This is a genomic window from Roseicyclus sp. (genome assembly GCF_052168335.1).
Taxonomy (GTDB): domain Bacteria; phylum Pseudomonadota; class Alphaproteobacteria; order Rhodobacterales; family Rhodobacteraceae; genus Roseibacterium.
The window spans coordinates 1-12,246 of sequence record NZ_JBQLZP010000030.1 but is presented as its reverse complement, the minus strand read 5'-3'; the positions used below and the strand labels follow the sequence as shown (position 1 = coordinate 12,246).

Annotated in this window: 12 protein-coding genes; 9 read left to right on the top strand and 3 right to left on the bottom strand. The window is 68.1% G+C overall.

Going from position 1 to position 12,246, the window contains the following annotated elements; translation table 11 throughout:
• From ACTS11_RS01040 to ACTS11_RS01030, 3 genes are all read right to left on the bottom strand, one after another.
• The coding region (locus ACTS11_RS01040; protein WP_442638499.1) for an MFS transporter at positions 1–1,293 on the bottom strand (1,293 nt) is incomplete at its 3' end.
• 279 nt (positions 1,294–1,572) lie between these two features.
• Positions 1,573–3,555: an ATP-binding protein gene (locus tag ACTS11_RS01035; RefSeq protein ID WP_442638498.1), complete on the bottom strand. Its 1,983-nt coding sequence runs from the start codon at positions 3,553–3,555 to the stop codon at positions 1,573–1,575.
• Between the two features lie 158 nt (positions 3,556–3,713).
• Positions 3,714–4,418 (bottom strand): GntR family transcriptional regulator, encoded by a 705-nt coding sequence (locus ACTS11_RS01030; RefSeq protein WP_442638497.1) that lies wholly within the window; start codon positions 4,416–4,418, stop codon positions 3,714–3,716.
• Positions 4,419–4,666: 248 nt separating this feature from the next.
• Between ACTS11_RS01030 and ACTS11_RS01025 the strand changes: the two genes are divergently transcribed.
• The 9 genes from ACTS11_RS01025 to ACTS11_RS00985 all read left to right on the top strand — a co-directional run.
• Positions 4,667–5,341 carry an aldolase/citrate lyase family protein gene (locus tag ACTS11_RS01025; protein WP_442638496.1) on the top strand — a complete coding sequence of 225 codons (675 nt, stop codon included), beginning with the start codon at positions 4,667–4,669 and terminating at the stop codon, positions 5,339–5,341.
• Positions 5,338–5,814: an OsmC family protein gene (locus tag ACTS11_RS01020; protein WP_442638495.1), complete on the top strand. Its 477-nt coding sequence runs from the start codon at positions 5,338–5,340 to the stop codon at positions 5,812–5,814. The genes ACTS11_RS01025 and ACTS11_RS01020 overlap by 4 nt, the downstream gene beginning before the upstream one ends.
• Entirely contained in the window at positions 5,811–6,704 is an 894-nt protein-coding gene (locus ACTS11_RS01015) for a polysaccharide deacetylase family protein (RefSeq protein ID WP_442638494.1), read from the top strand. Before ACTS11_RS01020 ends, ACTS11_RS01015 begins: the two co-directional genes overlap by 4 nt.
• Entirely contained in the window at positions 6,701–6,985 is a 285-nt protein-coding gene (locus tag ACTS11_RS01010; protein ID WP_442638493.1) for a fumarylacetoacetate hydrolase family protein, read from the top strand. Before ACTS11_RS01015 ends, ACTS11_RS01010 begins: the two co-directional genes overlap by 4 nt.
• Positions 6,982–7,869 carry a polysaccharide deacetylase family protein gene (locus ACTS11_RS01005; protein ID WP_442638492.1) on the top strand — a complete coding sequence of 296 codons (888 nt, stop codon included), beginning with the start codon at positions 6,982–6,984 and terminating at the stop codon, positions 7,867–7,869. Before ACTS11_RS01010 ends, ACTS11_RS01005 begins: the two co-directional genes overlap by 4 nt.
• A 47-nt stretch (positions 7,870–7,916) precedes the next feature.
• Complete coding sequence (locus ACTS11_RS01000; RefSeq protein ID WP_442638491.1) at positions 7,917–8,930, top strand: TRAP transporter substrate-binding protein; 1,014 nt, start codon at positions 7,917–7,919, stop codon at positions 8,928–8,930.
• Positions 8,931–8,998: 68 nt separating this feature from the next.
• Positions 8,999–9,568 carry a TRAP transporter small permease gene (locus ACTS11_RS00995; protein ID WP_442638490.1) on the top strand — a complete coding sequence of 190 codons (570 nt, stop codon included), beginning with the start codon at positions 8,999–9,001 and terminating at the stop codon, positions 9,566–9,568.
• Between the two features lie 3 nt (positions 9,569–9,571).
• Entirely contained in the window at positions 9,572–10,834 is a 1,263-nt protein-coding gene (locus ACTS11_RS00990) for a TRAP transporter large permease (RefSeq protein ID WP_442638489.1), read from the top strand.
• Positions 10,835–11,015: 181 nt separating this feature from the next.
• Positions 11,016–12,246, top strand: a 1,231-nt coding sequence (locus ACTS11_RS00985) for an amidase (protein WP_442638488.1), incomplete at its 3' end; no start/stop codon positions are given.

The following is a 12,246-nucleotide window of genomic DNA, read 5'->3' as shown; positions in this document are numbered from 1 at the left end:
GGCGGCCGGTCGCCCGGCCTCGGCCGGCGCTCCGCCCTCTCCCTGCTCGGCCGCCCATGTTCCGGCGGCCTCGATCGCGACCGCGGACGTGGTGGGAAGCACGCCGAGATAGGCCTCGGTTTCATTGGCGGAGGGGGTCGCGCGTTGCGTCATCCGGTAGGCCGCATATGTCGCCATGGCGGCGAAGGTGGTCCCCATCACGACCCAGAAGGCATCGGGGCCCGCGACTTGCATCGCCCAGCCTGTCGCGAGCGGGCCGAGGATGGCCCCGAGCCCGAAGGTGAAGACCAGTCCTCCCGAAGCGGCGGGCATGTCCTCGGCCGAGAGGAAGTCGTTGGTATAGGCGATGAGCAACGCATAGAGCGGCGTGGTCATGCCCCCGGCGAGGAAGGCCGAGCCCATCAGCGGCCAGAGGTCGCGACCCTCCTCCGCGGTCCCGACGCCCGAGAGCCACCCCAGCGCGCAGGCCGCCGCGCCCATGACGGCGGTTCCGCAGATGACCTTGCGCCGGTCGAACCGGTCGGACAGCCAGCCGATCGGCACCTGCAGCACCAGCGCGCCTGCGAAGAGCATCGCGACGAAGAGCGCGATCTGGTTCGCCGTCATGCCGATCTCGCTTCCGAAGACGGCTCCCATGCCCGATTGCGTGGCATAGACGCCGCCGAGAAGGAAGATCCCGATCGTGCCGAGCGGCGAACCGGCGAAGAGGTCCCGGAACGACATCGGGCGCGCGACCGCGACGCTCGGCGCCGGCGTGACGGAGAGGAGGATCGGCGCGAAGGAGATCGACACGAGGATCGAGGCACCGATGAACAGGACCGAGGTCGCCGCGTCGCCGAGCGTCAGCAGGTACTGCGCGCCGATGATGCCGAGCGTCTGCGCGATCATGTAGGCCGACAGGACCTTGCCGCGCGACTCGTTCGTGGTGGCGTTGTTCAGCCAGCTTTCCGCGGCGACGTAGATCCCCGACATGCAGAACCCGATCAGGATGCGCAGCACCGTCCAGGCCCAGGGCTCGGCCAGCAGGGTGAACGCGATCAGCCCCGCCGACATGAAGCTGCCGAGCGCCGCGAAGACGCGGACATGCCCGACGCGCCGGATGAGCAGAGGGGTCAGCCGCGCGCCGGACAGGAACCCGACGAAGTAGCCCGACGTCACCACGGCCAGTTCGGCCGCCGAGAACCCCTCGATGCCGCCGCGAAGGCCGATCAGCGTGAAGTGCATGCCGTTGCCGAGCATGATGAGGACGATGCCCAGCAGGAGGGCCCAGACCCCGGACAAGACTTGCAGCATGGCTTCGGTCCCTCCTGTCCCGAGGACGCCTCGCGTCGCCCCTCACACGGAACCGTCGCGCCCGCCTTCGCCGCAGCGCCGCAAGTCGCCCGGTTTGCGACATCGGCGAAGATAGCCGGGATCATGGCTGCCCACCCGGCGGCGCTCGGAAGACCCGCGATCCGGGGGAGTGCCCCGCCCCGTACATGGAGCGGTCCGGGGCCCGGCCATTGATGCTCCGAGATCCCCTTGGCGCGCGTCAGTCACGGCTGACCCGCACGACCCACAGCTCGCCTCGGGTCAGGCCGCGGCAATCCGGGCCCGCTCCAGGCGTTCGAACGAGAGGCGGAAGACGCTCCCTTCGCCCGGCACGCTGTTGACGCCGAGGGTTCCGCCCTGCATCTCCGCGAGGTCCCGCGCGATCGCGAGCCCGAGGCCCACGCCGCCGTGGCGGCGGTTGTCGGAGGAATCCACCTGGCCGAACCGTTCGAAGATCCTTGCGACGTTTTCGGGCGAGATCCCGCAGCCTGTATCCGCGACTTCCACAAGCACGCGGTCGCCGCGGTTGCGCAACCGCACGGTCACGCTGCCCGCCTCGGTGAACTTCAGGGCGTTGTCGACGAGGTTGAACAGGATCTGCCGCACGCGCGTCGGATCCGCGACGACCTCGGCGCAATCGGCATCCACCTCGAGCCTTACGCGCTTGCGCTCGGCGATCGGGCGGAACTGCTGCACGACATCGCGGGTCAGCGGCCCGAGGTCCACGATCTCCGGGCACAGCTTGAAGGTGCCCGCATCGATCCGGGCAACGTCGAGGATGCCCGAGACGAGGTGCATGAGATGCTGGCCGGACTTGCCGATCTGATCGGAGTAGCGCCGCAGTTCCTCCCGCAGCGCCGCGAAGGCGCGCTGCGCGGCGTCGGCGTCCCCTGCCTCGAGGCTCCTGGTGAGGGCGGAGAAGCTCGGCAGGCGATCGACGTTGCCCAGGAAAGCGTTGTAGCCGAGCATGACCGTGAGCGGCGTCCTGAGCTCGTGGCTCACCGTGTTGATGAACGCCGTCTTGGCCGCATTGGCCGCCTCCGACCGCTTCAGAGCCTCCTTGTGGTCGGTGATGTCGATGCGGAAGCCCGCGATGTTGCCCGACGGCGTCCTGCGTTCGAGAACCCGCGACCACCGGCCGTTGGGAAGGTACTGCTCGATCGGTCCGTCGGGGGGCTCGGCATGATGCCGGAGGCGTTCTGCGATCCACTCCTCCTCGCGGCCGATGGCGTCGACGTATTGCCCGGCGGCCACGCCGTGCCGGATGATGTCCTCGAACCGCGCGCCGACGAAGATCGCGTCGGCCGATGCCGCGTAGAACTCCTTGTACTTCTGGTTGAAGATCACCAGCCGGTCGTCCGCATCGAAGAGCGCGAAGGCATCCTCGAGCGCGTTGATCGCCTCGACGAGCTGCGTCTCCGCCTGTTCCTTGCGTCCGAATGCCCAGATCAGGGTCAACAGGGCGACGGTGGCGGCAACGACCACCGCCCAGATCCAGTGCGAAAACGGCGACAGCTTGGCCCAGCCGCCTGGCGGTATGGCTGAGACGGTCCAGGTGGTGCCGGGCACCTCGATCGGCACGACGACCGGGTTCGCGTCCCGCGCGACGCCCGATCCGAAGAGGAGCACGTCCCCGGCGTTCCTGACTTCAAGATCCGCCTCCGCGAGTGCGTTGGCGATGCCTGCCACCTCGAAGAAGATCCGCGCATCCATGACGACGGAGGTGATCCCCCAGGGCGGAACGTCCGGCGCGGCCTCGGGATCGCGAACGGCGGAGCGCGTGATGAAGCCCTGGCCGCCCTGGACCAGATCGAAGGGCCCGGTGACGACGGGTCGGCCGCTGCGGATGGCCTGATCGACGCCTTGCATGAAGTCGGGGCGCGTCCGCAGATCGAGCCCGAGCGCACTGCTGTTGCGCCCCCGGGGATAGACGTATTCGATGACCAGGCCGGGCGCCGCCGCCACGTTCAGGATGTCATCCTCGCCGCGCGCGAGTTGCCGCACCATCCGCTCGAAGCGGGCCTCCGGAAGATCCGGGTCCGCCAGGAAAGCCGCGGCGATGCCCTCGGTCACGAGGATCTTCTCGGCCAGCTCGCGTTCCACCGCGGCCGCGACAGCCGTTGCGACGCGAGTAACGGTCAGCCTTTCGGAGGCGCGATGTCTCTCTGCCGCAAGCGCGTCGAGAACGAGGCCTGCGGCGAGCGCCAGCAAGACGATTGCGATGTATCTGGCGTAAACCGCCATGTCCGGTCACCCCGCTTTCCCGGCCGAGCCACACGTCTCCCGTCGCGGCCCTCCACGGGCTGCAACCGGTCCCGGCGGTGATGCGCGGCAATTGCGGAAAAGTTGAGGAAAAAAATAGTTGTCAAATCTCTGGAATCGGCGGCGGCGACCGATCGGCGTCAGCGGCCCGGGCGGCGCTCGAGTTCGCTGTACTTCACGCTCGTGACGTGCTCGCGCATCAGCAATTCGGCGCGCCATCCGTCGCCTGACCGGATCGCGTCGTAGATGCGGTGATGGTCGTCGTGCCGGCGCCGCACGGGGTGCTCGCTGAAGGACACGATGTTGCGCAGGCTGGTGGCCGGACGGGCGAGGGCGAGGCGCAGCGTGTCCTCCAGCATCTGGTTGTCCGCCGCCTTGATGACGGCGGTGTGGAACAGGACATTCGACTGCCGGTAGGCCTCCATCTGGGCGGTCGTGCCGTCGAACCCGGCGACCACTTCGTCGCCGAGCGCCAGGGCGTCCTCGAACAGCGCCGTCACGCCCGCATCCGGCGGGCGGGTCGCCGCCAGCCGGCACGCCAGGCCCTCGAGCACCGCGCGGATCTCGTAGCCCTCCGCGATGCTCTGCGGCGAGTATTCGCGCACGGTGAACCCGCGGTTCGTCTCGTAGTCGAGAAGGCCTTCCGCCGCGAGGGCATGGAGAGCGGCGCGCGTGGGGGTGCGGGACACGCCGAGCCGTTGGCTGAGCTGCACCTCGTTGACGCGTTCGCCGGGCGGAATCTCGCCGGACAGGATGCTCTCCCGCAACCGATCCGCGACCTGCAGCGACCGCGGCACCGCCTTGCCCGGCTTGGAGAGGACGAAGGATTCGACAGGCTTGTCCATGTCCGCGCCCTCCAGGCTGCAAGCGACGGCGTTTCCAGCACGGATACGCAAATTGTGCACAGTTATTCGGCGTCCTCGAAACCTGCATTTCGATCCTTGCCGATGATAACACAATAAATTCCATTTCCATATGGTGATTCTGCCGGGGTGCGCGTGACGGGCAGCGGTGCGCCTTATTGACACGCCAGCCCCAAAGTGCGCACACTTCGTGCATCGAGCCGGCCTGCTGTCCAGGGGGGACCTTCGCCATGGCTGACCTCATGAGCCGCCTCCACGGCGATGTGCCGTTGGTCGCTGTCAATCCGGGCGGTCTGGCCGTCCCTGTTGCCGACGCGCTCGCCGGGCAGGAGAACGTCGCCATCTTCATCGACTGCGAAAGGACGCCGGTGAGCGTCTCGGACGCAGCGGTGATGGCCAGGGCTTCGCGGGGGAACGGGCTGTTCTCGATCCTGCGAACGGAGAGCGCCGAACCGGCCATCGTCACCCGATATCTCGATTGCAGGATCGACGCGATCGTGCTGCCGCAGATGGAGAGTGCCGCGCAGTGCGCCGCGGTGCGTGCGGTCATCGAGACACACGCCGCCACCGCGAAGCGGACGGCCTTCATCGCCCAGATCGAAAGCGTGGAGGGCCACCTCGCGCTCGACGACATCGCGACGACGCCCGGCATCGACGCCATCCTGATCGGTCCAAACGATCTCGCGGCCTCCATGGGGTTGCCGGGCCAGCCGCGGCACGCCGACGTGGTTGCGGCAGTCGACGACATCGCGACCCGCGTTCGGGGTCATGGCCTCGCGTTCGGCCTTCCCGTCGACGCCTCGACCGCCGCCCATTGGGCCGAGCGCGGCGCCCGCATCTTCTACACCGCAATCCGCCAGTTCCTGGGCGAGGGGATCGGTCAGCTTCGGATGGCAAAGCCATGAAAATCAAGCAGAAACCCCTGATCCGTGTGGTCGTGGAGGGTAATTGCCCGACCATGAGCCTGACCGAGATCCGCACCCGCGGGCACGCCTTCGTCGTGGACGAGCCACCCTACCGGCATGGAACCGATGTCGGTCCGACACCGCTCGAAACCATGCTCGGCGCGCTGGTGGCCTGCACCAACGTGATCGCCCGCCGGATCGCCCACGAGCGGAACCTGAACCTTCGGTTCCGGAAGATCGGTTGCGAGGGGATGCTGGACCATCGCGGCATCGACGCCGAGGCGGACGTGCCGGTTCCCTTCCCCGACATACGCCTGACGCTGGAGGCCGAGACCGACGCCAGCGAGGCGGACCTCGCGTCCCTCAAGGACGCGCTGGAGCAGCGCTGCCCGATGTCGGTGATCCTGCGCAATGCCGGCAGCCGCATTTCGACCGATTGGCACATCGTACCCGCGAAGGACGCAACCTCATGACCGTTTCCCCCACGCTCCCCTCCGATCGCGTTCCGTTCTCGGCGATCGTGGACCGGCCGCCGATGGAATTGCCGGGCAAGGCAAGGATCATCGTCTGGACCATCGTGAACCTCGAGGTCTGGGACATCTCGCGTCCGATGGCCCGGCAGGTCATTCCGGCGCCGACAGGCCAGGTCCTGCTGCCCGACGTGCCGAACTGGTCCTGGCACGAGTACGGGATGCGCGTGGGCGTCTGGCGCTTCTTCGACCTCTACAGGCGCCTCGGCATCCAGCCGACCCTGTCGATCAACGCCCGCGTCGTCGAGGACTATGCCCGCGTGGCCCAGGAGGCCAAGGACGCCGGGTGGGAGTTCATGGGCCACGCCTGGGAACAGATGCCGATCCACAAGGTCGAGGACCAGGCGGCCATGATCAACCGGTGCATGGACCGGCTGGAGGACTTCACCGGCAAGCGTCCCGTCGGCTGGCTCGGGCCCGGGCTGACGCAGACCTACGAGACGCCGGAACTGCTGGCCGAGGCGGGCGTGAAGTACATCGGGGACTGGGTCTACGACGACGAACCGACCGTCATCACGACGCAGAAGGGTCCGCTGGTCACTCTGCCCTATTCGGTCGAGCTCAACGACATCCCGACGATGATCGTGCAGCATCACGAGTCGGGCTACTGGCAGAAGAAGTGCTGCGACCAGTTCGACCGCCTCTGGCAGGAGGGCAGCGAGCGCCCGCGCATCATGGCCATCGCCATCCACCCCTACATCTCCGGCCAGCCGCACCGCATCAAGTACCTCGAGGAGGTCTACGCCCACATCAACGCCCACGAGGGCGTGCTCCACTGGAACGGGGCGCAGATCTACGACTGGTACAATTCACAGCACCGGGTCCACGGGTGAGCGATTTCGTCATCCCTCCGCCGGCGCAGGCCAGCCTCGCGATCTCGGGCACCGCGTCCCGGTTTCCGGTCCGGCGCATCTATTGCGCCGGCCGCAACTACGAAAAGCACGTGCTGGAGATGAACGAGGGCGCGGACCTTCGCGATCCGCCCTTCTTCTTCCAGAAGCCCGCCGACGCCGTCGTCGAGGATGGCGCGACCGTTCCCTTCCCGCCGATGACCGACGATCTGCGGCACGAGGTCGAGCTCGTGGCCTGCGTCGGAACCGGAGAGCCCGCATGACACGTCTTCTTCCCAATCAGCGCCTTGCGTATTCGCCGATTTCCGAGCGTCCCCCATTGAGCCTGCCGGACGGCAAGCGTCTGGCGGTCTGGGTCATCGTCAACATCGAGGAATGGGACCCCGAGCGGACGATGCCGCGCACCGTGCTGACGCCGCCCGCCGGCGGGTCGCCAACGCCCGACATTCCCAACTGGGCGTGGCACGAATACGGGAACCGCGTCGGGTTCTGGCGCCTCCTCGAGATCTTCGACGACCACAAGCTCCCCGCCGCGCTGGCGATCAACGGCTCGGCCATCACCACCTACGAGCCGATCTCCCGCGCCGCGATGGACCGTGGCTGGGAGTTCATCGGCCACGGCTTCACCCAGCTCAACATGCAGAAGGTGGCGGACGAGCCGGAAGACATCCGCAAGACCACCGAAGCGATCGAGGCCTATACCGGCACGCGGCCGCGCGGCTGGCTCGGCCCCGGCCTGACGGAGACCTGGGAGACGCCGGAGCACCTTGTGGATGCGGGGTACGACTATGTCTGCGACTGGGTTCTCGACGACCAGCCGGTCGATCTGAAGACGGCCAACGGCAGCATCACCAACGTGCCCTACACGCAGGAATGCAACGACGTGGCGATGATGCTGATCCAGCATCACCCGGCGCGGGAATACCGCGACCGCGCCATCGATCAGGCCGAACAGCTTCTCCATGACGCGCAAGGGTCGGCCCGCGTCATGGCCCTCGTGCTGCACCCCTACATCATGGGCGCACCGCACCGCTGCCGGTACTTCCGCGAGGTGATCGAGCACCTTTCGTCGCGCGACGGCGTGATGTTCACGACCGGCGGCGCGATCTGTGACTGGCACAAAGCCGCAAACCCGCACGCAACCTAACCCAGCCGGGCCCGCCGAGGCCTCATCTTCAACAGGAGAGCACGACGATGATATCCAGGAATGCCCTACAGGTGACGGTCGCCGCATGTGCCGTTTTGGCCCAGCTCGGCACCGCTACCGTCGTTCAGGCCCAGACCTTCAACCTCAAGATCGCCCACCTGCTGCCGCCCGGCGACCCGCGCGACCTCGGCGCCCAGCGGATCGAGGAGCTGCTCGAGGCGGATGCGCGCTGCGACATCGACGTTCAGGTCTTCCCGTCGGGTCAGCTCGGCGGCTTTACCGAGATCAACGAAGGGGTGCAGTTCGGCTCCATCGAGATGAGCATCCAGCCGGCGGCCTACATGGCCCCGATCAACATGACCTCCGCGATCCTCGATTTCCCGTTCTTCTGGCCCACGGACACCGACCAGCTGCTCGCACTGCATCAAGGGCCCGCGGCCGACATGCTGGCCGAGACCTTCACGCCCTACAACATGGTGATGCTGGACATCTGGCACACCGGGTTCATGCAGTGGACGGGCAACGAGCCGATGAACACGCTCGCCGCCTACGAGGACCGGGTGGCCCGCGTGATGCCGTCCGAACTGATGACCGAGCGCCAGACGCTTCTCGGTCTGAACCCGGTCACGATGCCGTTCTCCGAGACCTACAGCGCGCTCCAGAACGGCGCGATCGCGGCGCAGGAGAACCCGATCCCGACCACGTTCAACATGCGCTTCCACGAGGTGCAGGACTACCTGACGCTCACCTCGCACGGCACGCTGGACCAGTACGTCACCGTCAACAAGACGTGGTGGGACGGTCTGACCGAGGATTGCCGCACCGCCATCACCGAGGCCGTCGCCGAAGGCAACGCCGTGTGCCTCGCCGAGACCCAGCGCCAGGAAGTCGCGGCCCTCGCGGCGATGCGGGAAGCCGGCGTGACCGTGGTCGAGCTGACCGAGGAGGAGCGCGCCGCGCTGCGTGACGCGACCCTTCCGGGCATCCGCGACTGGTACCTCTCGCGGACCGGGGCGGAAGGCCAGGCCATCTACGACGCCTTCGTCGCCGAGATGCAGTAACGACGCGCAGAGGAGCCGCCCCCGACGCCAGGGGGCGGCCCGTTCAACCGTCTCACGGAGGACCCGCCATGATCGGCCATTTCATCAGCCGGGCGCTCGACGCCATCGACGCGCTGATCGATGCGCTTTCGGCCGTGGCCCTCATCCTCGTGACGGCCATCGTCTTTCTGAATGCGGTCGGGCGTTACTTCCTGTCCTTCAACGTCATGGGCGCCGAGGAAGCCTCGCGTCTCCTGATGATCTACCTGTGCTTCTTCGGGGCCTACACGCTCTTGCGGCGGGGCGGGCATGTCAGCGTCGACGTGGTGACGCTGCTCGCATCCCCGCAGGTCGTGCGCGTCATGCGCGGACTGGTGGGCGTGGTGATCGTCCTGGTGATGGGGTTCCTGGCGAAAGCCAGCTGGGACCTCGTGGCGTTCTCCGCAGGCACGGGGCAGATGAGCACGACGCTTCCCGTGCCGCGCTACCTGTTCTTCCTTCCGGCCGCCATCGGCGCGACCCTGTCCACGATCGCCGGCATCGAGATCGTCATCCGTGCGATCGCCAACACGCTCCGCCCGCTTCCGAACGCGGCGATGGCCGAGGCCGAGGCGGCATCGGCCGACACCGGGCGCCCCGCAGAAGACAGGAAGGGCTGAGACATGCCGGCGGTCGTATTCTCCCTCATCGCGTTCGGTTTGCTCGTCCTGGCGGCGCCGATCTTCCTTGCCATCATCACGGCGACCTTCATCAGCTTCGACCTGTTCGCGCCGCCGATCCCCTCGATGGTCCTGCCGCAGCGCATGATCGACGGGGTGAACCGCTTCGCGCTCGTGGCCATTCCCCTGTTCATCTTCGCCGCCGACGTCATCTCGCGCGGGCAGATCGGAAAGCGCCTCGTCGCCCTGACGGAGGCGACCATGGGCCACATCACCGGCGGCGTCGCCATCGCGACGGCGGGGGCCTGCGCGATCTTCGGCGCCATGTCGGGCATCGGGCCCGCCGCCGTGGTGTCGATCGGACCCATCGTCTACCCCTCGCTGGTGCAGCAGGGCTACAGCAAGAGCTTCGCCGTGGGCCTGATCCTGTCGGCCTCGACCATCGCCATGCTGATCCCGCCCGGCATCGCGATGATCCTCTACTCCATCGAGACCAACAACTCGGTCGGCGCGATGTTCATCGCGGGCCTGAGCACCGGTCTCCTGCTGACGCTCGTTCTCGCCCTCTATTCCTATGCCTACGCCAAGGTGAAGGGGATCGGCCGCGCGCCCAAGGTCTCATGGGCCGGGCGGATGCGCGCCCTGCGCCGCGCGGGCTGGGCCCTCGGCCTGCCGCTGATCGTGCTGGGCGCCATCTATTCGGGCGCGGCCACCCCGACGGAAGCCGCGGCATTCGCCTGCGTCTACGCCATCTTCGTCGAGACGCTCGTGTACCGGCAGCTGCGGGTCCGCGATCTCTTCAAGGTATCGGCGGCCTCGGCGCAGACCATCGCCGTCCTGCTGATCCTGATCGCGTCGGGCACCGTCATGACCTACTTCATGACGCTGATGCAGTATCCCGCGCAGATCAGCCAGGCGATCAGCGGCTTCTCGCCCGTCTTCCTCCTGGCGATGATCAACATCTCCTTCCTCATCGCGGGCATGTTCATCGATCCGAACTCGGCCATCATCGTGCTGGCGCCGCTCATCTACCAGTCGGCGATCAGCGCGGGGATCGACCCGATCCACCTCGGCGCGGTGATCGTGGTGAACGTGGCCATCGGGATGGTGACGCCGCCCTTCGGCCTGAACCTCTTCATCGGGATGACGACGTTCCGCATCGGCTACCTCGATGCCGTCAAGGGCGTCATGCCCTTCGTGCTCCTGATGATCGGCGTGCTGCTGCTGGTGACGTACATTCCCGGCATCGCGCTTTTCCTTCTCTGACAGCCAGGACAGACATGACCGATACACGAACGCCGCCTGCACCGGACGCTGTCGTCAAGCGCCACGCGGGACTCGTCGCGGCGACCGAGGCCGCCGTGGACGCCCTCCCGCCGCTTTCGCCCGACGCCTCACCGCAGAGCTTCCCGGCGCTGAAGGCGTCCTCGCGTCCCGGGGGCGGCGCATGAGCGGCGTGGTCGCGACCGCCGAGGCGATCCGGCGCGGCGAGACCACGGCGGAGGCCGAGACCCGCGCCGCCTTCGCCCGACTGGAGGCCGTCGGGACATCCTGCAACGCGGTGGCGACCCTCGACCTCGACGCCGCGCTGGAACAGGCGCGGGCGGTCGATACGGCCCGCGCGGCCGGCGCGGCGCTCGGCCCGCTCGCCGGCGTGCCGATGGCGCACAAGGACCTGTTCTACCGTCGCGGGCGCGCCTGCCATTGCGGCAGCATCATCCGGGCGGGCTTCGTGCCCGACACGACCTCCACCGCGCTCTCCCGGCTCGACGCCGCCGGGGCCGTGGACCTCGGCACCCTGCACATGGCCGAATTCGCGCTGAGCCCCACCGGCTACAACGAGCACTACGGCCACGGCCGCAACCCGTGGAACACCGACCATATCTGCGGCGGGTCGTCCTCGGGGTCGGGCATCGCGGTCGCCGCCCGGGCGGTTCCCGCGTCGCTCGGCACGGATACCGGCGGCTCGGTGCGCCATCCGGCGGCGGCCTGCGGGCTGACCGGCGTGAAGCCGACCCATGGCGCCGTGAGCCTCGCCGGGGCGATGCCCCTGTCGGCGACGCTCGACACGGTCGGCGTTCTGGCATGCAGCGCGAGGGACGCGGCGCGGCTCATGGACGTCGTTTGCGGCGAAGACCCGGCGGACCCGACGACGGCCTGGGCGCCGAAGCTGGCCCACGAGGCCGCCCTGACCGGAGAGATCGCGGGCCTGACCATCGCGCGGCCGCGCGGATACTACGACGGGGACCTCTCCGCCGAGGTCGAGACCGTCCTGGGCGAGGCCTTCCGGGCGCTCGCCGACGCGGGCGCACGCGGCACCGAGACCCGCGCGCCCGAGATGACGGGCATCAACGCCTTCGCCCATCTCGTCGTCGCCGTCGAGGCCGCCACGCTGCACCGGCGCTGGATCGCGGAACGCCCGGAGGACTACGCCGACCAGGTCCGCGCGCGGATCGAGCCCGGCCTCTTCTACCCGGCGACCCATTATCTCGAGGCGCTGATGCGGCGCGGGGAGATGACGCGCGACTGGCTCGACGCTGCTCTCGGTGCGGCGGACGCGGCCATCCTGCCGGTGTTTCCCGTCGCCGTCCCGACCATCGCCGAGACCACCGAGGGAAGCCCCGAGGCCGTGGCCGCGACGATCGGCAAGCTCACGCGGAACACGCGCGGGATCAACT

Excerpts from the sequence above, each read along its gene's own strand:
- ACTS11_RS00995 (WP_442638490.1), top strand. The coding sequence starts at position 8,999 with ATGATCGGCCATTTCATCAGCCGGGCGCTCGACGCCATCGACGCGCTG.
- ACTS11_RS01030 (WP_442638497.1), bottom strand. The coding sequence starts at position 4,418 with ATGGACAAGCCTGTCGAATCCTTCGTCCTCTCCAAGCCGGGCAAGGCG.
- ACTS11_RS01005 (WP_442638492.1), top strand. The coding sequence starts at position 6,982 with ATGACACGTCTTCTTCCCAATCAGCGCCTTGCGTATTCGCCGATTTCC.
- ACTS11_RS01025 (WP_442638496.1), top strand. The coding sequence starts at position 4,667 with ATGGCTGACCTCATGAGCCGCCTCCACGGCGATGTGCCGTTGGTCGCT.
- ACTS11_RS01020 (WP_442638495.1), top strand. The coding sequence starts at position 5,338 with ATGAAAATCAAGCAGAAACCCCTGATCCGTGTGGTCGTGGAGGGTAAT.
- ACTS11_RS01015 (WP_442638494.1), top strand. The coding sequence starts at position 5,811 with ATGACCGTTTCCCCCACGCTCCCCTCCGATCGCGTTCCGTTCTCGGCG.
- ACTS11_RS01035 (WP_442638498.1), bottom strand. The coding sequence starts at position 3,555 with ATGGCGGTTTACGCCAGATACATCGCAATCGTCTTGCTGGCGCTCGCC.
- ACTS11_RS00990 (WP_442638489.1), top strand. The coding sequence starts at position 9,572 with ATGCCGGCGGTCGTATTCTCCCTCATCGCGTTCGGTTTGCTCGTCCTG.
- ACTS11_RS01000 (WP_442638491.1), top strand. The coding sequence starts at position 7,917 with ATGATATCCAGGAATGCCCTACAGGTGACGGTCGCCGCATGTGCCGTT.